Here is a 22,487-nt window from a genome sequence, read left to right as displayed (position 1 = left end):
TTTTTTTTGACCCCTCGGGTGGGTGGGGCCGCCTATTCGGCCGCCCCACCGCTCCGTCTTTTGGTCCGTCTTTCGGTGCAGTCTTTCGGCGCCACATATTTCGGTGCGGCGTCTTTTCGTACGGGCGGCTGCGCGCGGGCAGCAGAAAATAGGCCGCACCTATTTCTTTCTCTTTGTATACGGCGCGATTGTTAATGCCGTGCGCTCGCGATGTTTACGGCATGTTGCGAAGCCCTCACCTTTTCCCGGTCGCGCCCCCGGTCGGGACGGCGCAGCCGGTGCACCACCACGGTGCGCTCCGTGTGCAGGGTGGTGAGCGCCCGCGCGCGTTCGCCGTCGCCGCGCGCCACCGCGTCCACGATCGCGCCGTGCTCCGCCCAGGACTCCACCGGGTGACTGGGCTGCTCGACCACGTACATCCAGGCGATCTTGTGGCGCAGCTGGGTGAGCAGCGAGGTGAGCGCGGGGCTGCCGGACGCCTGGGCGAGCGTCTCGTGGAACCAGGCGCCCAGCGCGCGCAGATCCTCGCCCTGGCCCCTGCGGGCCCGCTCCTGGCCCAGTCTGACCAGGCCGCGGAGGACCTTGAGGTGGGCCTCCGTGCGGCGCTGGGCGGCGCGCGCCGCTCCCAGCGGCTCCAGCAGCAGCCGTACCTCCAGCAGGTCCGCGGCCTCCTGCTCCGTGGGTTCGGCCACACACGCGCCGACATGGCGGCGCGTGGTCACGAAGCCTTCCGACTCCAGCGTGCGCAGCGCCTCGCGCACCGGGACGCGGGAGACGCCGTAGCGCCGCGCGAGCTGCTCCTCGGTGAGCCGGCTGCCCCGCTCGAACAGTCCGGAGACGATGTCGTCGCGAATAGCCGTGCATACCGAATGCGCCGGAATGCGCATGTCCGAACCTCCGCCTTAATCCGCGCGAAACGCTGCCGATTGACGCCTGTTCCGTGACTCTATTGCAACCAACGCGAATTTCCGATGGGTGCCCGGAATCCATGGATATCTTTTGGCCAGCGCGGAGGCGGAGAGCCGCACGCGGGAGGGACCGGGAGCGACGGAGGGACGTGTGCGGACGGGCCCGGAGAGGTACGCGAGAGGGGGGACGGAAAGCGGTCAGACCCCGACGCCGTGCGCGCGCAGGTAGGCGACCGGGTCCATGTCGGAGCCGTAGTCGGCGCTCGTCCTGGCCTCGAAGTGGAGGTGCGGCCCCGTGACGTTGCCGGTGGCGCCCGAGAGCCCGATCCGCTCGCCCGCGGCGACGCTCTGGCCGACGGAGACGCCGATCGAGGAGAGGTGGCCGTACTGGGTGTAGGTGCCGTCCGCCATCCTGAGGACGATGTTGTTGCCGTACGAGCCGCCCCAGCCGGCCTCGACGACGGTGCCCGTGCCGACCGCCACGACCGGCGTGCCGGACGCGGCGCGGAAGTCGACGCCCGAGTGGCTGCCGGAGGACCAGAGGGAGCCGCCGGTGTGGTAACCGGTGGTGACGTAGGAGCCGGCGACGGGGAGCTGGAAGGTGTTCAGCCGCTTGCGCTCCTCGGCCCGTGCGGCACGCTCCCGCTCCTCGCGCAGCTCCTTCGCGCGGGCCTCCGCCTTGCGCTCCGCCTCGGCCTTGGCGGCGGCGCGCGCCTTGGCCTCGGCCTTCAGCCGCTCGGCCTTCTCGGCTGCGTGGCGCTGGGCCTCGGCCTGGTCGTCGACCGCGCCGGCGACGGCGTCGCCGATGGCGATGACCTGGGTCAGGCCGGTCTCCGAGACCGCCTCGGCGCCGGTGCCCGCGGCGAGGGCCGGGGAGGCGAGGGAGCCGATGACGCCGGTCGCGGTCAGCGTCGCGAACCCGGCGGCGCTCGCGCCCTTGCAGGTGATGCGGTTCGGGGCGCGGTGCTTCCCGGTGGCACGGGTGAACGCCATGGAGTGGCTGGTCCTTTCCTTCCCTCTCGCCTACCGGGTTAGCTGACGGGTTCGGAGCAGGAAGGTCTCCTACGGACCCCTCCGCGCGCGGTGTGCCCGCGAAGGCCGTCCGATTCACCCCAGGGACGTGGGTCCCCGGCTCCCCCGCTGCACCGGCTGCGGCACAGCATCTGACGGGGACTCGGCGATGGCTGCCCGGTGCCACGGATGCGGCGCAACGGCGAACAGCCGGACCGACGCTAAGCGGCCCGTCTTTCAATAACCAAACAGACAAGGTTTTTTGTAGCGCACACCACAGGGCAGACAGGCATTCTCTCCATCAAAGCGGACATAAAGCAGAACCCCGGCGACCTCGGTCGCCGGGGTTCCTTCACAAGACGAATCAGCCTGTGACAACCGTCACTTCACCGATTCCCAGAGCCTCGACCGGCTCCTTGATCTGCGCCGCGTCGCCGACCAGAACGGTGACGAGCCGGTCCACCGGGAAGGCGTTGACGACGGCGGCCGTCGCCTCGACCGTGCCCGTCTCGGCCAGCCGGGCGTAGAGCTGTGCCTGGAAGTCGTCCGGAAGGTGCTGCTCGACCTGGTCGGCGAGCGTGCCGGCGACGGAGGCGGCCGTCTCGTACTTGAGCGGCGCGACGCCCACCAGGTTCTGCACGGCCACGTCTCGTTCGGCGTCCGTGAGCCCCTCGGCGGCGAGGGTGCGCAGCACCGTCCAGAGGTCGTCGAGCGCCGGTCCTGTGGACGCGGTGTCCACGGAGCCGCTGATGGCGAGCATCGCGGCGCCCGTCGCCCCGTCCGGGGAGGACGGCGCCGAGGAGCGCAGCACCTGGCCGAAGGCGCGTACGCCGTAGGTGTAGCCCTTCTCCTCGCGCAGGACGCGGTCGAGCCGGGAGGTGAGCGTGCCGCCCAGGCAGTACGTGCCGAGCACCTGCGCGGGCCAGACACGGTCGTGCCGGTCGGCACCGATCCGGCCGATCAGGAGCTGCGTCTGGACGGCGCCGGGGCGGTCCACGATGACCACGCGGCCGGTGTCGTCGGCGGTGATCGCCGGTACGGGCCGGGGCGCCGCCGTGTCGCCCGTCCAGGCGCCGAGGGTGTCCGCGAGGATCCCGTCCAGGTCGACGCCCGCGAGGTCGCCGACGACGACCGCGGTGGCCGTGGCGGGGCGTACGTGCGCCTCGTAGAAGGCGCGGACGCCCGCGGCGTCGATGCGTGCCACGGTCTCCTCGGTGCCCTGGCGCGGCCGGGACATGCGCAGCGCGGCCGGGAACAGCTCCTTGGAGAGCTGCTTGGCGGCACGCCGGCCCGGGTTGGCGGTCTCGTGCGGGATCTCGTCGAGCCGGTTCCGTACGAGCCGTTCGACCTCGCTGTCGGCGAAGGCGGGGGCGCGCAGCGCCTCGGCGAGCAGACCGAGCGCCTTGAGCAGCCGGGAGACGGGGACCTCCAGGGAGACCCGCAGGCCCGGGTGGTCCGCGTGCGCGTCGAGGGTGGCGCCGCAGCGCTCCAGCTCGGCGGCGAACTCCTCGGCGCTGTGCTTGTCGGTGCCCTCGGAGAGCGCCCGCGCCATGATCGTGGCGATGCCGTCGAGTCCTTCGGGCTCGGCGTCCAGCGGGGCGTCGAGATTGATCTCGACGGCCACCACCTGCTGTCCCGGGCGGTCGCAGCGCAGCACCGTCAGCCCGTTGTCGAGCATGGCGCGCCCGGGGGCCGGGAAGGCCCAGGGCTTGGCCTCGCCCGCGGTCGGCCGCGGGTGGAACTCCATGGTCACGGCAGCGTCGGTCACTGGTCCGTCCCCTCGTGCTCGTCGGTCTCGGCGGTGTCGGCGGCGTCCGCCACGTCGTCGGGGGTGACCGGTTCGTACACCAGCACCGCCCGGTTGTCGGGGCGCAGTCGCGCCGCGGCGACGTCCCTGACCTCGTCCGCGGTGATGTCCAGGACGCGGTCGACGGCGCTCAGCGCGAGCTGGGGGTCGCCGAACAGGACGGCGAACCGGCACAGTTCGTCGGCGCGGCCCGCGACCGTGCCGAGCCGGTCCAGCCATTCGCGTTCGAGCTGGGCCTGGGCCCGCTCCATCTCCTCGGCGGTGGGGCCCTCGGCGGCGAACCGGGCCAGCTCCTCGTCGACGGCGGTCTCGATCTCCGGGACCTCGACGCCGCCGGACGTCTTCACGTCCAGCCAGCCGAGCGAGGGGGCGCCCGCCAGCCGCAGCAGCCCGAAGCCCGCGGCGACGGCGGTCTGGTCGCGCCGTACCAGCCGGTTGTGGAGGCGGGAGGACTCGCCGCCGCCGAGGACTGTGAGCGCCAGGTCGGCGGCGTCGCACGCGCGGTCGCCGTCGTGCGGCAGCCGGTAGGCGGCCATCAGCGCGCGGGCCGGGACCTCCTCCAGGATCTCCTCGCGCAGCTGCTCGCCGATGGTGTCGGGGAGGGTGCCGTCGCGCGGCGGCTGCTTGCCGTCGTGGGAGGGGATGGAGCCGAAGTACTTCTCGATCCAGGCGAGGGTGCGCTCGGGGTCGATGTCGCCGACGACGGAGAGCACCGCGTTGTTCGGCGCGTAGTTCGTACGGAAGAACGCGCGGGCGTCCTCCAGGGTGGCCGCGTCCAGGTCGGCCATCGAGCCGATCGGCGTGTGGTGGTACGGGTGGCCCTCGGGGTAGGAGAGCGCGGTCAGTCGTTCGAAGGCCGTACCGTATGGCACATTGTCGTACCGCTGGCGGCGCTCGTTCTTGACGACGTCCCGCTGGTTCTCCATGGACTCCTCGTCGAGCGCGGCGAGCAAGGAGCCCATCCGGTCGGCTTCCAGCCAGAGCGCCAGTTCGAGCTGGTGGGCGGGCATGGTCTCGAAGTAGTTGGTGCGCTCGAAGCTGGTGGTGCCGTTGAGGGAACCGCCGGCCCCCTGCACCAGCTCGAAGTGGCCGTTCCCGGACACCTGCGCCGAGCCCTGGAACATCAGGTGCTCGAAAAGGTGGGCAAGGCCGGTACGGCCCTTGACTTCGTGGCGCGAGCCGACGTCGTACCAGAGGCAGACCGCGGCGACCGGGGTCAGGTGGTCCTCGGAGAGCACCACGCGGAGGCCGTTGGCCAGGCGGTGCTCAGTCGCTGTCAGGCCGCCGGAGCCGGCCTGCGCTGTGGCCGTGTGACCCATGGGCATGTACGTCCCTTCGATCGCGATATGGAGAAGTCCTGCCACTGTATGCAAGCGTGCCGACACCTGGCGAAGTTCCCGTAACAGGTCCGGGATCTGGCACCCTTCCGACACGCGCCCCTTCCCGTCCCAACGACGGGTCGAGGTCGGCGTTGTCAGTGGCGCGGTCCACAATGGTCCGCGTCAGTTCCAGAAGTTGCCGTACAGAACTTGTGAAGGAGCCGCAGCCGCGATGGCCCGCCGCAGCACCAAGACCCCGCCGCCGGAGGACTTCGAGGAGAAGATCCTCGACATCGACGTGGTCGATGAAATGCAGGGCTCCTTCCTTGAGTACGCGTACTCGGTGATCTACTCCCGGGCCCTGCCCGACGCCCGGGACGGCATGAAGCCGGTACACCGCCGCATCGTGTACCAGATGAACGAGATGGGCCTGCGCCCCGACCGCGGTTACGTGAAGTGCGCGCGCGTCGTCGGTGAGGTGATGGGCAAGCTCCACCCGCACGGGGACGCGTCCATCTACGACGCCATGGTCCGCATGGCGCAGCCGTTCTCTATGCGGCTGCCGCTGGTGGACGGCCACGGCAACTTCGGCTCCCTCGGGAACGACGACCCGCCGGCCGCCATGCGGTACACCGAGGCGCGGATGGCCGACGCGACGTCGCTCATGACCGAGTCGATCGACGAGGACACCGTCGATTTCGAGCCGAATTACGACGGTCAGGAGCGCGAACCGGTCACACTTCCGGCCGCGTACCCCAACCTGCTGGTCAACGGGGCCACCGGCATCGCGGTCGGCATGGCGACGAACATGCCGCCGCACAACCTGGGCGAGGTCGTGGCGGCGGCCCGTCACCTCATCAAGCACCCCGCCGCCGACCTGGAGACGCTGATGCGTTTCGTGCCCGGTCCCGACCTGCCGACCGGCGGCCGGATCGTCGGGCTGACGGGCATCAAGGACGCGTACGAGAAGGGCCGGGGCACCTTCAAGATCCGGTCGACGGCGACGGTGGAGGACGTCACCGCCCGCCGCAAGGGCATCGTCGTCACGGAACTGCCCTTCACGGTCGGCCCCGAGAAGGTCATCGCGAAGATCAAGGACCTGGTCTCCGCGAAGAAGCTCCAGGGCATCGCCGACGTCAAGGACCTCACGGACCGCTCGCACGGCCTGCGCCTGGTCATCGAGATCAAGAACGGCTTCGTGCCGGAAGCGGTCCTGGAGCAGCTCTACAAGCTCACGCCGCTGGAGGAGTCCTTCGGCATCAACAATGTGGCGCTGGTGGACGGCCAGCCGCTGACGCTCGGCTTCAAGGAACTGCTGGAGGTCTATCTGGACCACCGGTTCACGGTGGTGCGCCGGCGCAGCGAGTTCCGCAGGACGAAGCGGCGTGACCGGCTTCATCTGGTCGAGGGACTGCTCACCGCGCTCGTCGACATCGACGAGGTCATCCGGCTGATCAGGTCGAGCGACAACTCGGCACAGGCCAAGGAGCGGCTGATCGAGCGCTTCTCGCTCAGCGAGATCCAGACGCAGTACATCCTGGACACGCCGCTGCGCCGGCTCACCCGGTTCGACCGGATCGAGCTGGAGGGCGAGCGCGACCGGCTCAACGGTGAGATCGACGAGCTGACGGGCATCCTGGACTCGGACGCCGAGCTGCGCAAGCTGGTCTCCTCGGAACTGGCCGCGGTGGCCAAGAAGTTCGGCACCCCGCGCCGCACGGTGCTGCTGGAGTCCGGCGCCTCGGTGGCCTCGGTGCCGCTGGAGGTCGCCGACGACCCGTGCCGCGTGCTGCTCTCCTCCACCGGGCTGCTGGCCCGTACGGCCAACGGCCAGCCGCTGGACGCGGGCGAGGGCCGGCGCGTCAAGCACGACGTGATCGTCTCGGCCGTGCCGGCGACGGCACGCGGCGACGTCGGCGCGGTGACCTCGGCGGGACGGCTGCTGCGGCTCTCCGTGATCGACCTGCCGCGGCTCCCGGACACCGCCGCGACGCCGAACCTGTCGGGCGGGGCGCCGGTCGCGGAGTTCCTGGCGCTGGAGGACGGCGAGGAGCTGGTCTGCCTGACGACGCTGGACGAGTCGTCCCCGGGGCTCGCGCTCGGCACGCTCCAGGGCGTCGTCAAGCGGGTCGTCCCGGACTACCCGTCCAACAAGGACGAGTTGGAGGTCATCTCCCTCAAGGAGGGCGACCGAGTCATCGGCGGCGCCGAGCTGCGTACCGGCGAGGAGGACCTCGTCTTCATCACCTCCGACGCCCAGCTGCTGCGCTATCCGGCGGGGCAGGTACGGCCGCAGGGGCGGGCCGCGGGCGGCATGGCGGGCGTCAAGCTCACCGACGACGCCGCGGTGATCTCGTTCACCGCGGTCGACCCGGCGGCGGACGCGGTGGTCTTCACGGTCACCGGATCGCACGGCACGCTGGACGACTCCGTGCGTACGGCGAAGCTCACGCCGTTCGACCAGTACCCGCGCAAGGGCAGGGCGACGGGCGGAGTGCGCTGCCACCGGTTCCTGAAGGGCGAGGACATGCTGGTCCTGGCCTGGGCGGGGGCGAGCCCGGCGCGCGCGGCGCAGAAGAACGGCACACCGGTCGGGCTGCCGGAGCCCGACCCCCGCAGGGACGGTTCGGGCACGCCCTTCACGACCGCGGTCGACGTACTGGCCGGGCCCGCGCACTGACGGCGGTCGCCGCTGCCCTACCAGCCGCTCTCGGGGGCCGGGTCCGCGGACCCGGCCCCCGAAGCGCTCTCGGCCTCGGACGGGTCCGGTACGTAGCGCAGGACGCCCCACATGTCACGCTGCTCCACCGGTGCCCCGGCCGCCTCCGCCGGGGTCTCCTGGCACGCCGCCAGCTCCTTGAGCAGCGCGTCCCCGTCGATGCCCGAGCCGATGAGGACGAGCTGGGTGACGCGTTCCGTCCCCCGCGCCCAGGGCTCCGGGTGGAAGCGCAGGAAGCGGCCGACCGCGTGCACCCCGTACCGGTGGTCCGGATCGCCCGCGCCGAAGTCGACGTACCCCTTGATCCGGTAGAGCCCCGGGGGCCGGGAGTCCAGGAACGCCATCAGCCGGCGCGGGCGCATCGGGGCGGTCGCGGTGAACGACACGCTCTCGTACGCCGTGTGCAGATGCCCCTCGTGCCCCGCGCCGTGGCCCGTGTCGTGCCCCGCGCCGTGGCCCGTGTCGTCCGCCGCGCCGTGGCCCGCGTGGTCCTCGTCGCCGTGCGGGTCCTCGAAGCGCAGGTCCTCGAAGGAGAGCTGGCGCGCCTTCTCCTCCTCGGCGGGCCGGACGGCCGGGTCGAAGAGCAGCTGCGGGTCGATCCGGCCGTACGACGCGGAGACCACCGGTGTCCCCGGGCCCAGCGTCCCCAAGACGTCGAGGATCCGCGCGTGGTCCGCCTCCGCCACCCGGTCGGTCTTGTTGAGGACCACCAGATCGGCGATCGCGAGATGGCGGTCGATCTCCGGATGGCGCCGGCGGGTCGCGTCGAACTCGGCGGCGTCCACCACCTCGACCAGCCCCCCGTACACCGTGTGCGGGTTGTCCCCGGCGAGGATCATGCGGACGAGTTCCTGCGGCTCGGCCAGTCCGCTCGCCTCGATGACGATCAGGTCGATCCGCGCGGACGGGCGGGTCAGCCGCTCCAGATAGCCGTCGAGTTCGCTCGCGTCGACCGCGCAGCACAGACAGCCGTTGCCGAGCGAGACCGTCGAACCGACCTGTCCCGCGACCGTCATGGCGTCGATCTCGATGGCCCCGAAGTCGTTGACGACCACCGCGATCCGGTTGCCGGCGCGGCGCCGCAGCAGATGGTTGAGCAGGGTCGTCTTCCCCGACCCCAGAAAGCCCGCGAGAACGACCACCGGGATCTGCTTCCTGCTCACGCGTCGCGCCTCCGTGCTGCGTCGTCGGGTCCTGGAGCGGGCCGCCGGGCAGATGATCATGAGGTCCGGCGCCCGCACCAGGATAGGGGCGCCACGGGGCGCGGTACGGGCGCTGCGGGCCACCCCACGGGTGCCGAATCCGCCGAAATTTCGGAAAGCGCGCCGCGCCCTCTACCGTTCGTGTACATGAGCGCCCGACCGAGCACCGGGGGCAGACGACGGCGATTCGGCTGGCCACGCCGGGTCTTCTCCCAGGTGCTGCTGATGCAGCTCGCCATCGCCGCGGGTGTCACCGTGCTGGCCACCGGCCTCTTCCTGGCCCCCTTCAGCGCCGAGCTGGACGACCAGGCGATGCGCCGCGCGCTCGCCATCGCCGAGACCACCGCCTCCGTGCCGGTCGCCGAGGACCTGGTGGCCACCCGCCCGACGGCCGGCGGGCCGGTGCAGGCCGAGGCCGAGCGGATCAGACGGGCCACCGGCGCCGAGTACGTGGTGATCATGGACAAGCGCGGGGTGCGCTGGTCGCACACCGACCTCGACGAGATCGGCAAGGTCGTCTCCACCGACCCCAGCGACGCCCTCGCGGGCAAGGACGTCATGGAGCTCGACAACGGCACGCTCGGCCGCTCCGCCCGGGGCAAGGTGGCGCTGCGCGACAGCCACGGCACGATCGTCGGCGCCGTCTCGGTCGGCATCGCGTACGACAGCGTCCGCGACCGGCTGCTCGCCGCGATCCCGGGGCTCCTCGCGTACGCGGGCGGCGCCCTGGCCGCCGGGGCGCTCGCCGCGTACCTGATCTCCCGGCGACTCCAGCGCCAGACCCACGACCTGGCCTTCTCCGACATCTCGGCCCTGCTCACCGAGCGCGAGGCCATGCTGCACAGCCTGCGCGAGGGCGTCGTCGCGCTGGACGGGTCGGGCCGCATCCGGCTGATGAACGATGAGGCGCAGCGGCTGCTGGGGCTCGGTCCCGACGCGACGGGCCGGCCGCTCGCCGAGGTGCTGGGCGACGGCCGGACCACCGAGGTGCTGACCGGCCGCGTACGGGGCGAGGACCTGCTCGCGGTACGGGGCAGCCGCGTCCTGGTCGCCAACCGGATGCCCACCGACGACGGGGGCGCCGTCGTCACCCTGCGCGACCGCACCGAGCTGGAGCGGCTCGGCCGGGAGCTGGACGCCACCCGCGGGCTGATCGACGCCCTGCGCGCCCAGGACCACGAGCACGCGAACCGGATGCACACGCTGCTCGGGCTGCTGGAGCTGGAGCTGCACGAGGAGGCGGTGGAGTTCGTCACCGAGGTGGTCGGCGTGCACCGGGCGACCGCCGAGCAGATCACCGAACGGATCCACGACCCTCTCCCCGCGGCCCTGCTGGTCGGGAAGGCGACGGTCGCCGCCGAGCGCGGCGTCTCGCTGCGGCTGGCCCCGGCCACGCTGCTGCCCGACCGGCTGGTGGACCCGCAGGGGCTGGTCACGATCGTGGGCAACCTGGTCGACAACGCGCTGGACGCGGCGGTGGGTTCCGCGGAGCCGCGCATCGGGGTGGAGCTGCGCGCCGAGGGCCGTACCGTCGTGGTGGTGGTCTCCGACAGCGGCCCCGGCATCCCGGAGGACCGGCGCGACCTCGTCTTCACGGAGGGCTGGTCGACCAAGAAGCCGCCGGCCCACGGCAGGCGCGGGCTCGGCCTCGCCCTGGTCCGCAGGCTCGCGGAGCGGCAGGGCGGCAGCGCCCGGGTGGGCGCGGCGGCGGACGGCGGCGCGGAGTTCACGGTCGTCCTCCCGGAGGCGCTGACCGAGGCCGGAGAGCTGACCGGGACAGGCCCGGAGGGGCTCGTGGGGCCCGGTACGGCGCCCGGGGGACCCGATACGGCGGTGGACACGTCACAGGAGCAGGCCACCGCAGGGGAGAGACGATGATCGACGTACTGGTCGTGGACGACGACGTCCGCGTCGCGCGCATCAACACGGCCTATGTGGCCAAGGTGGCCGGCTTCCGGGTCGTCGCCCAGGCCCACTCCGCCGCCGACGCGCTGACCAGGATCTCCGAGCACTCCGTCGATCTGATCCTGCTCGATCACTACCTGCCGGACGAGAACGGGCTCGCGGTGGTCCGGGAGCTGCGGCGGCTCGGCCACCAGACCGACGTGATCATGGTGACGGCGGCGCGCGATGTCGCCACCGTCCAGGCGGCGATGCGCCACGGGGCGCTCCAGTATCTGGTCAAACCGTTCAATTTCGCCGGGCTGCGGGCCAAGCTGGAGGCGTACGCGACGCTCCGCCGCACCCTGGAGAACGGCGGTGAGGCGGAGCAGTCGGAGGTGGACCGGATGTTCGGGGCGCTCTCCGCGGCGACCGCCCCGTCCCTCCCGAAAGGCCACTCCCCCACCACCGCCGAGCTGATCCGCCAGGTGCTGATGAAGGCCGAGGGGCCGCTCTCGGCGCAGGAGATCGCGGAGCACGCGGGCATGAGCCGGCAGACCGCCCAGCGCTATCTCAAGCTGCTGGAGCGGTCGGGCCGGGTCCGGCTGACGCTGCGGTACGGCGAGACGGGGCGCCCGGAGCACCGCTACGCGTGGGCGGCGAGCGTCTGACGGCGGCGGCTGGACCGGAACCGGGTCCCGTGCGGCCGTCGACGGCGCCGGGACCGGGTCCCGTCAGACCGCTCCCGCGCCGGTCAGGGACCTGACCTCGGTCTCCGCGTGCCGGGCCGGGTCCGGCGGCTCGCTGGAGGTGACGGTGCCGATCCACCCGCCCAGGAAGCCCAGCGGGATCGAGACCAGCCCCGGGTTCTCCAGCGGGAACACCTGGAAGTCGACCCCCGGGAAGACGGCCCCGGGGCTCCCCGACACCACCGGCGAGAGCGCCACCAGCAGGAGCGCCGGGATCAGCCCGCCGTAGACGGACCAGACCGCGCCGCGCGTGGTGAAGTTGCGCCAGAACAGCGAGTAGAGCAGCACCGGCAGATTGGCGGAGGCGGCGACCGCGAAGGCGAGCCCCACCAGGAAGGCGACGTTCAGCTCCCGCGCGAGCAGGCTGAGCGCGATGGCCACGGCCCCCGTACCGGCCGCCGCGACCCGGGCCACCGCGACTTCGCCGCGTGGGGGCGCACCGCGACGCCGGCGCCGCAGGGAGGCGTACAGGTCATGGGCGACGGAGGCCGAGGAGGCGAGCGTGATGCCCGCGACGACGGCGAGGATGGTGGCGAAGGCGACGGCGGCGACCACGGCGAACAGGACCGTACCGCCCGTCGAACCGGCGCCGCCGCCGAGTTCGAGCGCCAGCAGCGGTACCGCGGTGTTCCCCGCGGCGCCGGAGGCGCGGACCGCGTCCGAGCCGACGAGGGCCGCCGCGCCGAGGCCGAGCACGATCGTCATCAGGTAGAAGCAGCCGATGAGGCCGATGGACCAGACCACGGAGCGCCGGGCGGCCCGCGCGGTCGGCACGGTGTAGAAGCGCGACAGGATGTGCGGCAGCCCCGCGGTGCCGAGGACCAGGGCGAGCCCCAGGCTGATGAAGTCGAGGCGCGCGGTCCAGTCGCCGCCGTACTTCAGCCCGGGGACGAGGAAGTCGCCGCCGTGGCCGCTGTGGGCGGCGGCCGTGGTCAGCAGGGCGTTGACGTCCCCGTGGAAGCGGACCAGGACCAGGACGGTCAGCGCACCGGCGCCGGCCATGAGCAGGACCGCCTTGACGATCTGGATCCAGGTCGTGGCGCGCATCCCGCCGAGCGTGACGTAGACGACCATCAGCGCGCCCACACCGACCACGGTCCAGGTCCGCACGGCGCCGCCCGTACCGCCGAGGAGCAGCGCGACCAGGCTCCCCGCGCCGACCATCTGCGCCACGAGGTAGAGCACGGAGACGGTGACGGAGGAGGTGCCGGCCGCGATCCGGACGGGCCGTTCGGCCATCCTGGACGCGACGACGTCGGCGAGGGTGAACCGGCCGCAGTTACGGACGAGTTCGGCGACGAGGAAGAGCACGACCAGCCAGGCGACGAGGAAGCCCACCGAGTAGAGCATGCCGTCGTAGCCGAAGAGGGCGATCAGCCCCGAGATACCGAGGAACGAGGCGGCGGACATGTAGTCGCCGGCTATCGCGAACCCGTTCTCCATGGGCGAGAAGAGCCGGCCGCCCGCGTAGAACTCCTCGGCGGTGCCGTGGCGGTGGCGGCTCACCCAGGTGGTGATCCCGAGGGTGACCGCGACGAACGCGCTGAACAGCAGCAGGGCCAGGGTCTGGTGGTCACCGCTCATCGCCCGTCCCTCCCGCTCGCCCCGGCTGCCCTGCTCGCCCCATTGGTCCCGGACGCCCCGCTCGTCCCGGCCTCCCCCGCGCGCTCCCGGTCGAAGACCGCCCAGCGCAGTTCGAGCGCCGCGCGGTCCCGGTGCAGCCGGGCGTGGCGGGTGTACGCCCAGGTGAGGAGGAAGGTGGAGAGGAACTGCCCGAGGCCCGCGGCCATCGCCACGTTCACCGCGCCGGCCACCGGCCGGGCCATCAGCCCCGGCGCCGCGGTCGCCGCGACGACGTACGCGACGTACCAGACGAAGAAGGCGAGCGTGGCCGGGACGACGAACCTCCGGTACCGGCCGCGTACTTCCCGGAAGGCCGCGCCGCGCTGCACCTCCCGGTAGATGTCGCCGACGGGCCGGCCCCCTGCGGCCTCGCCCCCGGGCCCCGGACGGGCCCCGGCTCCGGGAGGCGCGCCCCCGGCCGCCGGGTCGGTCCCCGTACCGTCCGGGTCGCCCCAGTCCGAGGCCAGCGCGTCGTACCACGGGTCGTCGAGCCGCACCGCTGCGGCGTCGCGCCCTTCCTGCTTCTCCACCGGTCAACTCTCCTTGTCAGCGAACCGTTTCGGCGCGCGTAGGCAAGGATGGTCGGAGCACGGCGACCGACCGCCGGTCTCTCCGCCGTTTTCACCCCATCAGGTGATGGTTGTCCCGGGTGGCGGGATGAGTCCGCGTTGATAGGCGTATCGCACGGCCTGAGCGCGGTCGCGTACCCCGGTCTTGGCGAAGAGGTTGTTGATGTGGGTCTTCACCGTGGCCGAGCCGATATGCAGCCGCCCGGCGATCTCCTTGTTGGAGAGGCCCTCGGCGACCAGCGTGAGCACCTCGGCCTCCCGTGCCGTCAGTCCGTCGGGCAGCTCGGCGGGGGACGGCGCCACGGCGGGCGGGGCCGTGACGTGCTCCAGCAGCCTGCGCTGCACGGCGGGGGCGAGACCCGCCTGCCCGGCCAGCACGTCGTCGACGGCCCGGACGATCTCCTCGCCCTGCGCGTCCTTGGTGAGATAGCCGCGGGCGCCGGCCTGGAGCGCGGCGAACAGCGAGTCGTCGTCGGCGTACGTCGTGAGGACGACGACCTGGGTACCCGGGTGCTCGGTACGGATCCGGCGGGTGGCCTCCACCCCGTCGCAGTGCGGCATCCGCAGGTCCATCAGGACCACGTCGGGGGCGAGTTCGGCGACCAGGGCCACGGCCTCCTCGCCGTCCCGCGCCGCGCCGACGACCTCGATGCCGGGCAGCAGCCCCAGCAGCATGACGATGCCCTCGCGCACCACGGACTGGTCGTCGGCCACGATCACCCGGGCCGTCATGCGGGCACTCGCAGACGCACGCTGAAGCCTCTCTCCTCGAAGCCGCCGGACTTCCCGGGGCCGCCGGACTTCCCGGAGCCGCCCGACTCTTCGGAGCCGGACTTCCCGGGGTCTTCCTTCCCGGGGCCCTCATGGCCGGTCTCCAGTGTGCCGCCGAGCAGTTCGGCACGCTCCCGCATCCCCAGCAGACCGTATCCGGAGCCGGACGCCCGCAGGCCGCCCGGGTCCGCCTCCCGGCCCCGGCCACCGTAGTTCCGTACGTCCAGGGTCACGTCGTCCGTGCCGTACGTCAGCAGGATCCGCACCCGTGCGCCGGGCGCGTGCTTGCGTACGTTGGTCAGCGCCTCCTGGGCGACCCGGCGCACCGTCTGGGACGCCTCGGCGCGCAGCGCTCTCGGCTCCCCCGCGATCTCGACCTCGGCGCCGTCCAGCGCGGCCAGCTCGCGGAGGTACTCCCCGAGGGGCGCCATCTCGCCGCGGAGCGCGGAGAGCGCCTGCCGGGTCTCGGCCAGCCCTTCGCGGGCCATGGAGCGCGCGGCGACGACCCGTTCCAGGATCTGGTCACGGAACGGGCCGGGCGGTTCCTGGTCGATCCGCAGCCGCGCCGCCTCCAGGTGCACGAGCTGCGCGGAGAGGCTGTGCGCCAGGACGTCGTGGATGTCCCGGGCGATCCTGGCCCGCTCCGCGAGGGCGGCGGACTCGGCCTCCGCGGCGCGGGCGGCCCGCTCCTGCGCGAGCAGCCGCTGCGCGGTGCCGCGGGCCTCCGCATCGAGCCGCAGGACGTAGCCGCCGAGCAGCAGACCACCGGTGGTGAGCGCGAGGTTCAGCCACGCGTCGTGATGGAGGGCCGTGTAGCCGCCGAGCGCGACGAGCGTGACGGGCAGGGCGGCGGCGAGCGGCAGCCGTTCCATGCCGGTGACGGCGCAGGCGCACCAGAGCACGGTGGCCGCGATGGCGAACCCGGAGCCCTGCGCCGCGAGGGCCGCGCCCATCAGCACCACCAGCAGGCCGAGGGAGGGCCAGAGGTCGTGGCGCAGCGTGGTGCGGTAGAAGGCCCAGCCGCAGAAGCCCACGGCCCCGAGCGCGGCGACGGCGACGACCGCCGCCCAGCCGGCGACATGGCGCTGGCTGAAAGTGGACCACAGGAGCCCGGCCAGCAGCACGGCGCGTACGGAACGGGCCAGCCACCGGCGGGCATCGGTCAGGCCCTCACGGGAGAGCGCCTCCCGCGAGGGCCATTTCGTCCAGGCGTCGGTCGTCACACACGGTCCTTCCACGGCGCGGAGGCCACGCCGCCACCGTACGGCGCTCCCCCGCCGGACGACGTACCCTCGCCCCGGGACCCGTCGCCTCCGGCCGCCGCGGCGGCGGTACGGACCCGCCAGGTCAGGGTCGCCTGGCGGACCAGCACGGACGCGGCGAGCGAGAGCATCAGCGCGCCGCTGCCCTGGTGGACCCCCAGCAGGGCGCCGGCGCCCATCAGCCCGAGGCGTACGGCGATACCGGCGCCCCAGACGGCGAGGGTGGCCCGGGTGCCCTTCGACCAGACCGTGCCGTCCGGCTCGGTCCAGAGCCGGCTGGTCCAGGCCCAGCCGGCCCCCATCACCACGCCCACCACCAGCTCGACGCCGAGCAGCGCCAGGGACAGCGGCCGGTCGTGCGCGCCGAGCAGTCCGGGCTGGCGCAGGGCGAGGAGGACCAGCACGGCCGGCAGCACGTACGGGCGGCGCCCGCCCGCGGCCACCCGCTGGGCCCTGAACTGGCGTGCCACCACCAGAACGACCACGGCGGCGATCAGGAGCACGTCGCTCAGGGACGACAGGGACGGCATCGGGGGCCTCCGGGGACGAGGAAGTTCAACGCCCTCGACGTTACGGAGAAAGCCCAGGTCACAGCATCGGCTCGGGGGTTGATCACGGGTGGAGGCACGGCCTCCACCCGTGGGTGGAGGCCGTTTCCCGGGCGGCGTCCCGAGCGGCGCCGGTCAGGCGTCGATGCGCGAGCGGTCCAGGGTCGCGGCGGAGCTGGTGATGAACTCCTTGCGGGGCGCGACCTCGTTGCCCATCAGCAGGTCGAAGATCTGCTCGGACGACTCCAGGTCGCCGATGTTGATCCGCCGCAGGGTGCGGTGGCGCGGGTCCATCGTCGTCTCCGCGAGCTGGTCGGCGTCCATCTCACCGAGGCCCTTGTAGCGCTGGATGGAGTCCTTGAACCGGATGTTCTTCCGCTGGTACTCCAGCAGTGTCTGGCGCAGCTCGTTGTCCGAGTACGTGTACACGTACTTGTCCTGGCCCTTCTTGGGCTGGACCAGCTCGATCCGGTGCAGCGGCGGTACGGCGGCGTAGACGCGGCCCGCCTCCACCATCGGCCGCATGTACCGCTGGAAGAGCGTGAGCAGCAGGATGCGGATATGGGCGCCGTCGACATCGGCGTCGACGAGGAGCACGATCTTGCCGTAGCGGGCGGCGTCGATGTCGAAGGTCCGGCCCGAGCCCGCCCCTATGACCTGGATGATCGCTCCGCACTCGGCGTTCTTGAGCATGTCCGTGACGGACGCCTTCTGGACGTTGAGGATCTTGCCCCGGATCGGGAGCAGCGCCTGGAACTCGCTGTTCCTGGCGAGCTTCGCCGTGCCGAGCGCGGAGTCCCCTTCCACGATGAACAGCTCGCTGCGGTCCACGTCGTCGCTGCGGCAGTCGGCGAGCTTGGCCGGCAGCGAGGAGGACTCCAGCGCCGTCTTCCTGCGCTGCGCGTCCTTGTGCTGGCGGGCCGCGATCCGGGTGCGGGCGGCGGCGACCGCCTTCTCCAGGACGGCGCGGGCCTGTGCCTTCGCGTCGCGCTTCGTCGACGTCAGGAACTCCTTGAGCTCCTTGGCGATGACATTGGCGACGATCCGGTTGGCCGCGGAGGTGCCGAGGACCTCCTTGGTCTGGCCCTCGAACTGCGGCTCCGCGAGCCGCACGGTGACCACGGCGGTGAGCCCTTCCAGGGCGTCGTCCTTGATGATGTCGTCCTCGGCGACGCGCAGCATCTTGGCCGAACGCAGCACCTCGTTGACCGTCCTGGTCAGCGAGCGCTCGAACCCGCTCACATGGGTGCCGCCCTTGGGGGTGGCGATGATGTTGACGAAGGACTTGACCGTGGTGTCGTACCCGGTGCCCCAGCGCAGGGCGACGTCGACGCCCAGCTCGCGGGTGACCTCGGTGGGGGTCATGTGGCCCCGGTCGTCCAGGACCGGCACGGTCTCCTTGAAGGTGCCCTGGCCGGTGAGGCGCAGCACATCGCAGACGGCCTTGTCCTGCGCCAGGTACTCGCAGAACTCGCTGATGCCGCCGTCGAAGCGGAAGGTGTCCTCGACCGGGCCGCCCTCGCTCTCGCCGACGCCCCGCTCGTCCCTGACGACGATGGTCAGCCCGGGGACCAGGAAGGCGGTCTGGCGGGCGCGCTGGTGCAGCGTCTCCAGGGAGAGCTTGGCGTCCTTGAGGAAGATCTGCCGGTCGGCCCAGTAGCGCACGCGGGTGCCGATACGGGTCTTGGGCACCCGCTTCGCCTTGCGCAGCCCGTTCGCGGGGTCGAAGGGGCTGTCGGGGCCCTGCTCGGTGAACATTCCGGGGACACCGCGCCGGAAACTGATCGCGTGGGTGGAGCCGTTGCGGTCCACCTCGACGTCGAGACGGGCGGAGAGCGCGTTGACGACGGAGGCGCCCACGCCGTGCAGACCGCCCGACGCGGCGTACGAGCCGCCGCCGAACTTGCCGCCCGCGTGCAGCTTGGTCATCACGACCTCGATGCCGGAGAGCCCCGTCTTGGGCTCGACGTCGACGGGGATGCCCCGGCCGTTGTCCTTGACCTCGACCGAGCCGTCCTCGTGGAGGATCACGTCAATGTGGTCGCAGTATCCGCCGAGGGCCTCGTCGACGGAGTTGTCGATGATTTCCCAGAGGCAGTGCATGAGGCCGCGGCTGTCGGTCGACCCGATGTACATTCCGGGGCGCTTGCGGACCGCTTCGAGTCCTTCAAGGACGAGCAGGTGCCGCGCGGTGTAGTTGGAGCCGTCACGGTCTGCTGTCAGCAGCGCTGTGGACGGCACGGACGTATCGGCGGTCACGCGGGTTCGCTCCTCGCTGAATTTGAGATGTGGCCCCGTGGGGTAAAGGCCCGGCGTCTGTCACCGGTCAGAGGGTACAGAGCCCTGGTAGAGCCGTTGTCACGCCACCCTCGCGAATTTCTCATGCTAGTCCAAGGTCGCATGCGTGTTCGATCCCTCGTGGGAGTGAAGCACACATCACGTTCCCTTCCAGGCATGAACCATTTAGGCTCCGGGCACGTCCTCATCAACAACCGGCAAGCCGGCCGGGGCAGGACACAGACCCTGACCACAATCTGCAAGCAACGCGAAACCCGTAGTGCGAAGCCCAGCGATGCAATACGGCTCATTCGCCGCCAACCGCCAGCATCCAGCCACGACGGAAGAATTTTTCGAGGAAAAGCCGCGAGCGGGAACGTTTTCGGCCTGGTTGGATGTTGACCCTGGTACGACAGCTCGTCGAGCTAGAGAAGAGGCGACGTGACTACTGTTCTGACCCCCGCGAGCCCCCTGACGGCGGCTGACCGCTGCGACCGGTGCGGCGCCCAGGCCTATCTGCGCGTCCTTCTGTCGAGCGGTGGTGAACTGCTCTTCTGCGCCCACCACGGACGCAAGTTCGAGCCGGAACTCAAGAAGATCGCCGCGGAAATACAGGATGAGACCGACCGACTGACGGCCGTACCGGCCGGCGGTGGTGAAGAGGAACGCTGACACCTCGCATCCACACGACGAGCCAAGGGCCGGACAGCTGACCGGCCGATGGGCGGCCACCCCGCAGCAGCGCGGGGTGGCCGCCCGTTCTCGTGCCTCCGCCCGGGCTCCTGTCTCCAGCCCGCCTTCCGGCCCCTTCCGCCTACCTTTCGGCCCCTTCCGCCCGCCTTCCGTCAGCCGGCCCCTCGGGTCGCGAGGGCGTCGGCGACCGGGCCCACGGCCGTGCTGACCCGGGTGTAGACCCCGGGGCTCCCCGCCCGTCCGCAGCCGCTGCCCCAGGAGACGAGCCCGATGAGCCGCCCCTCCGCCACCAGCGGCCCGCCGCTGTCGCCCTGGCACGCGTCGTGCCCTCCCGCGGGGTCACCCGCGCAGAGCATCGTGGTGGCCTCGTAACGGCCCCCAGGGCTCCCTGAGCCGCCCGGATAGGCCCGCTCGCACTCCCGGTCCGCGAGGACCCTCACGGGCGCCGAGCGCAGCGCGCTCGCGTATGCGCCGCCGCCCGTCGTGTCGCCCCAGCCGAAGACCGCGGCGGCGGTACCCGGCGCGGTGGCCGGATCCCTCCGCTCCGCAGGCCGGATCGCGTAGGCCGCGGGCAGGGCCCGCGACAGGGTCAGCACCGCGAGGTCCGCCGCGTTCGTCCCCGCGTCGTACGCCGGGTCGACCAGGACGGAGCGTACGGGCACCTCCTGGCCGCCCGTGCCGCGCAGCCCCGCACGCCCGGCGATCACCCGCAGGTCCCTTACGGAGTCCGGGGAGGTGCCGAGCACGTCCCGGCCCATGCAGTGGGCGGCGGTGAGCACTTTCGTCGGGGCCACCACCACGCCCCCGCAGAACTGGCCCGCCCGCGTACCCCCGAACCGGTCACGGCTGGAGAGGGCGACGACCCAGGGATTGTCCTCGGCCCGGACCTGCTGCCCTCCGATGATCACGCTGCCGGCGGTGGCGGAAGCGGGCGCGCCGAGCGCCGCGAGGGCCCCCGCGGCGGCCACGGCCAGACCTCCGGTCAGCACGCGGGCAAGGAAACGACGCATACAGGCTCCTGACTCTCCGGTGGACAATGATCTACCCAGAGTCAGTCACCCGGACGGGTCCCGCACCCCCGCGCACAGGACGAAGACCCGGATGCTCGGTGGCATCCGGGTCTTCGTCCGTGCTTCGCACGCCCTCTGGCGCGTCACGCCAGGGTCCGGGTAAGGGGCCCAGCCGCGAGGGGCCGACCAAGCGGACAGGCGGACCAGGTCGGATTAGGTCGAATCTAGGTCGTACTAGTCGAGGTAATCGCGCAGCACCTGCGACCGGGACGGGTGGCGCAGCTTCGACATCGTCTTGGACTCGATCTGGCGGATGCGCTCACGCGTCACCCCGTAGACCTTGCCGATCTCGTCCAGCGTCTTGGGCTGGCCGTCGGTGAGGCCGAAGCGCATGGAGACCACGCCCGCCTCCCGCTCGGAGAGCGTGTCGAGCACCGAGTGGAGCTGCTCCTGGAGGAGCGTGAAGCTCACGGCGTCGGCCGGGACGACCGCCTCGGAGTCCTCGATGAGGTCACCGAACTCGCTGTCGCCGTCCTCGCCCAGCGGGGTGTGCAGGGAGATCGGCTCGCGGCCGTACTTCTGGACCTCGATGACCTTCTCGGGGGTCATGTCGAGCTCCTTGGCCAGCTCCTCCGGGGTGGGCTCGCGGCCCAGGTCCTGGAGCATCTGGCGCTGCACACGCGCGAGCTTGTTGATGACCTCGACCATGTGCACCGGGATACGGATGGTGCGGGCCTGGTCGGCCATGGCGCGGGTGATCGCCTGCCGGATCCACCAGGTGGCGTACGTGGAGAACTTGTAGCCCTTGGTGTAGTCGAACTTCTCGACCGCGCGGATCAGACCGAGGTTGCCCTCCTGGATCAGGTCCAGGAAGAGCATGCCGCGACCGGTGTAGCGCTTGGCCAGCGAGACGACCAGCCGGAGGTTGGCCTCCAGCAGGTGGTTCTTGGCGCGGCGGCCGTCCTCGGCGATGATCTCCAGCTCGCGCTTGAGCTTGGGCGCGAGCTTGTCGGCGTTGGCCAGCTTGTCCTCGGCGAAGAGACCGGCCTCGATGCGCTTGGCCAGCTCGACCTCCTGCTCCGCGTTGAGGAGCGGGACCTTGCCGATCTGCTTGAGGTAGTCCTTGACCGGGTCGGCGGTGGCACCGGCGACGGCGACCTGCTGCGCGGGCGCGTCGTCCTCGTCGTCGTCGGAGAGGACGAAGCCCTTGTTCTCGCCCTCGGTCTCCTCCTCCTCGCCCTTCCCCGCCTGGATCTCCTCGGTCGGCTCCTCGCCGTCGACGATCTCGTCGGCGTCCTTCTTGCCCGTGGTCTTCTTCGCCGTCGTCTTCTTGGCGGCGGTCTTCTTGACGGTCGCCTTCTTCGCGACGGTCTTCTTCGCCGCCGCCTTCTTGGCGGGGGCGGCGGAGTCGTCGGCGGCGACGCTCTCCGCCGTCGGGGCGGCGGTGGCCGCGACAGTCCTGGTCACGGTCGTCTTGGCCGCGACAGTCTTGGTGGCGGTGCGCTTGACCGGGCTCTTCGCTGCGACGCTCTTGCGGGTGCGCTTGGGCGACTCCGCGGCACTGACCATCAGCGTCACACCCTCTTCCTCGAGGATCTGGTTGAGGCTGCGCAGAACATTCTTCCACTGGGTTGGCGGAATCTGGTCGGCCTCGAAGGCGCGACGCACGTCATCGCCGGCGATCTGCCCATCAGCCTTTCCCCGCTCGATGAGCGCCATCACAGACTCGGACTCGGCGATCTCCGGCGGGAGCGTACGGGATGTGCTGGCCGACACGAACAACCTCTCGGAACGATGGAAACGGCTTCCGGCCCCGCCCATGATCGGGCCGGAGCCGACGACCGTCGACTGGGGATGTCGCCGACGGCGCGGGCTGGACCTCAGAGGTGAATACAGCGCCCTACGCGGCGGTCGTATTCCCTCCTCGGCTGTCACCTCTTAGGTCATCGCCCTGCCATCAGGAGTGTTACGCCCAATCCACGTGGCCCGAGTCACACCCCATTTACGGCAAAGCGGCCAGAAGCGGGATTCACCACCCCACCGTCGTGGGGGGGGGGGGCGGGGGGGCCGGGGCGCCCCCCCCCACGCCGGTGTGGCGTCGGTTCAGGCGGTGCCGTCGGGGCCGTGGGTGCCGGTGG

17 protein-coding genes and 1 riboswitch are annotated in these 22,487 nt (G+C 71.6%); of the genes, 4 read left to right on the top strand and 13 right to left on the bottom strand.

The annotated features are described in order from the left end of the window. Positions 1–191 precede the first annotated feature (191 nt). From ACFXKG_RS36625 to ACFXKG_RS36610, 4 genes are all read right to left on the bottom strand, one after another. Entirely contained in the window at positions 192–887 is a 696-nt protein-coding gene (locus ACFXKG_RS36625; RefSeq protein WP_384848440.1) for a GntR family transcriptional regulator, read from the bottom strand. 219 nt (positions 888–1,106) lie between these two features. Beyond that, positions 1,107–1,901 (bottom strand): M23 family metallopeptidase, encoded by a 795-nt coding sequence (locus tag ACFXKG_RS36620; RefSeq protein WP_384848437.1) that lies wholly within the window; start codon positions 1,899–1,901, stop codon positions 1,107–1,109. Positions 1,902–1,913: 12 nt separating this feature from the next. After that, positions 1,914–2,075: riboswitch (cyclic di-AMP (ydaO/yuaA leader) on the bottom strand. Between the two features lie 208 nt (positions 2,076–2,283). Then, complete coding sequence (locus tag ACFXKG_RS36615) at positions 2,284–3,666, bottom strand: M16 family metallopeptidase (protein ID WP_384848482.1); 1,383 nt, start codon at positions 3,664–3,666, stop codon at positions 2,284–2,286. Positions 3,667–3,683: 17 nt separating this feature from the next. Beyond that, positions 3,684–5,051: a M16 family metallopeptidase gene (locus ACFXKG_RS36610; protein WP_384848434.1), complete on the bottom strand. Its 1,368-nt coding sequence runs from the start codon at positions 5,049–5,051 to the stop codon at positions 3,684–3,686. Between the two features lie 226 nt (positions 5,052–5,277). Between ACFXKG_RS36610 and ACFXKG_RS36605 the strand changes: the two genes are divergently transcribed. Beyond that, positions 5,278–7,725, top strand: coding sequence for a DNA topoisomerase (ATP-hydrolyzing) subunit A (locus ACFXKG_RS36605; RefSeq protein WP_384848431.1), 2,448 nt, complete (start codon positions 5,278–5,280; stop codon positions 7,723–7,725). Between the two features lie 17 nt (positions 7,726–7,742). On the opposite strand, the gene ACFXKG_RS36600 is transcribed toward ACFXKG_RS36605, so the two are convergent. Then, the gene (locus tag ACFXKG_RS36600) at positions 7,743–8,927 is read right to left on the bottom strand and encodes a CobW family GTP-binding protein (RefSeq protein WP_384848428.1); all 1,185 of its coding nucleotides are present in this window, start codon (positions 8,925–8,927) and stop codon (positions 7,743–7,745) included. A gap of 186 nt (positions 8,928–9,113) precedes the next feature. Between ACFXKG_RS36600 and ACFXKG_RS36595 the strand changes: the two genes are divergently transcribed. After that, positions 9,114–10,844, top strand: a complete 1,731-nt coding sequence (locus ACFXKG_RS36595) for an ATP-binding protein (RefSeq protein WP_384848425.1) — start codon at positions 9,114–9,116, stop codon at positions 10,842–10,844. Further along, positions 10,841–11,518 (top strand): response regulator, encoded by a 678-nt coding sequence (locus ACFXKG_RS36590; RefSeq protein ID WP_384848422.1) that lies wholly within the window; start codon positions 10,841–10,843, stop codon positions 11,516–11,518. Before ACFXKG_RS36595 ends, ACFXKG_RS36590 begins: the two co-directional genes overlap by 4 nt. 63 nt (positions 11,519–11,581) lie before the next feature. Here ACFXKG_RS36590 and ACFXKG_RS36585 read toward each other — a convergent pair whose 3' ends face one another. The 6 genes from ACFXKG_RS36585 to ACFXKG_RS36560 form a co-directional block, all read right to left on the bottom strand. Beyond that, entirely contained in the window at positions 11,582–13,180 is a 1,599-nt protein-coding gene (locus ACFXKG_RS36585) for a cation acetate symporter (RefSeq protein ID WP_384848419.1), read from the bottom strand. Then, a complete protein-coding gene (locus ACFXKG_RS36580) occupies positions 13,177–13,749 on the bottom strand; it encodes a DUF485 domain-containing protein (RefSeq protein WP_384848416.1) in 573 nt (190 codons plus the stop codon). Before ACFXKG_RS36580 ends, ACFXKG_RS36585 begins: the two co-directional genes overlap by 4 nt. Positions 13,750–13,848: 99 nt before the next feature. Beyond that, on the bottom strand, positions 13,849–14,520 hold the full coding sequence (locus ACFXKG_RS36575; RefSeq protein WP_384848413.1) for a response regulator: 672 nt from the start codon (positions 14,518–14,520) through the stop codon (positions 13,849–13,851). Further along, positions 14,517–15,782, bottom strand: coding sequence for a sensor histidine kinase (locus tag ACFXKG_RS36570; RefSeq protein WP_384848410.1), 1,266 nt, complete (start codon positions 15,780–15,782; stop codon positions 14,517–14,519). Before ACFXKG_RS36570 ends, ACFXKG_RS36575 begins: the two co-directional genes overlap by 4 nt. Next, a complete protein-coding gene (locus ACFXKG_RS36565; protein WP_384848479.1) occupies positions 15,779–16,342 on the bottom strand; it encodes a DUF1453 domain-containing protein in 564 nt (187 codons plus the stop codon). The genes ACFXKG_RS36570 and ACFXKG_RS36565 overlap by 4 nt, the downstream gene beginning before the upstream one ends. A gap of 162 nt (positions 16,343–16,504) precedes the next feature. Beyond that, positions 16,505–18,628 carry a type IIA DNA topoisomerase subunit B gene (locus tag ACFXKG_RS36560; protein ID WP_384848407.1) on the bottom strand — a complete coding sequence of 708 codons (2,124 nt, stop codon included), beginning with the start codon at positions 18,626–18,628 and terminating at the stop codon, positions 16,505–16,507. Between the two features lie 459 nt (positions 18,629–19,087). On the opposite strand from ACFXKG_RS36560, the gene ACFXKG_RS36555 reads away from it, so the two are divergent. Further along, on the top strand, positions 19,088–19,318 hold the full coding sequence (locus ACFXKG_RS36555; protein WP_114662714.1) for a hypothetical protein: 231 nt from the start codon (positions 19,088–19,090) through the stop codon (positions 19,316–19,318). A 173-nt stretch (positions 19,319–19,491) separates the two neighbouring features. Here the strand turns inward: ACFXKG_RS36555 and ACFXKG_RS36550 are convergent, their stop codons facing one another. After that, the gene (locus tag ACFXKG_RS36550) at positions 19,492–20,349 is read right to left on the bottom strand and encodes a serine protease (RefSeq protein WP_384848404.1); all 858 of its coding nucleotides are present in this window, start codon (positions 20,347–20,349) and stop codon (positions 19,492–19,494) included. 234 nt (positions 20,350–20,583) lie between these two features. Continuing rightward, the gene (locus tag ACFXKG_RS36545; protein ID WP_384848401.1) at positions 20,584–22,125 is read right to left on the bottom strand and encodes an RNA polymerase sigma factor; all 1,542 of its coding nucleotides are present in this window, start codon (positions 22,123–22,125) and stop codon (positions 20,584–20,586) included. Between the last annotated feature and the right edge of the window lie 362 nt (positions 22,126–22,487).

Origin of the sequence: Streptomyces sp. NPDC059255 (assembly GCF_042752355.1) — a bacterium.
GTDB lineage: Bacteria > Actinomycetota > Actinomycetes > Streptomycetales > Streptomycetaceae > Streptomyces.
Note: the sequence above shows the minus strand (reverse complement) of the source record. Positions and strands in the feature narration are given on the sequence as shown.

What these genes read in the sequence shown, in the direction of transcription:
- ACFXKG_RS36625 (WP_384848440.1), bottom strand. Translation starts at nt 887, where the DNA reads ATGCGCATTCCGGCGCATTCGGTATGCACGGCTATTCGCGACGACATC.
- ACFXKG_RS36620 (WP_384848437.1), bottom strand. Translation starts at nt 1,901, where the DNA reads ATGGCGTTCACCCGTGCCACCGGGAAGCACCGCGCCCCGAACCGCATC.
- ACFXKG_RS36615 (WP_384848482.1), bottom strand. Translation starts at nt 3,666, where the DNA reads ATGGAGTTCCACCCGCGGCCGACCGCGGGCGAGGCCAAGCCCTGGGCC.
- ACFXKG_RS36610 (WP_384848434.1), bottom strand. Translation starts at nt 5,051, where the DNA reads ATGCCCATGGGTCACACGGCCACAGCGCAGGCCGGCTCCGGCGGCCTG.
- ACFXKG_RS36605 (WP_384848431.1), top strand. Translation starts at nt 5,278, where the DNA reads ATGGCCCGCCGCAGCACCAAGACCCCGCCGCCGGAGGACTTCGAGGAG.
- ACFXKG_RS36595 (WP_384848425.1), top strand. Translation starts at nt 9,114, where the DNA reads ATGAGCGCCCGACCGAGCACCGGGGGCAGACGACGGCGATTCGGCTGG.
- ACFXKG_RS36590 (WP_384848422.1), top strand. Translation starts at nt 10,841, where the DNA reads ATGATCGACGTACTGGTCGTGGACGACGACGTCCGCGTCGCGCGCATC.
- ACFXKG_RS36585 (WP_384848419.1), bottom strand. Translation starts at nt 13,180, where the DNA reads ATGAGCGGTGACCACCAGACCCTGGCCCTGCTGCTGTTCAGCGCGTTC.
- ACFXKG_RS36575 (WP_384848413.1), bottom strand. Translation starts at nt 14,520, where the DNA reads ATGACGGCCCGGGTGATCGTGGCCGACGACCAGTCCGTGGTGCGCGAG.
- ACFXKG_RS36550 (WP_384848404.1), bottom strand. Translation starts at nt 20,349, where the DNA reads ATGCGTCGTTTCCTTGCCCGCGTGCTGACCGGAGGTCTGGCCGTGGCC.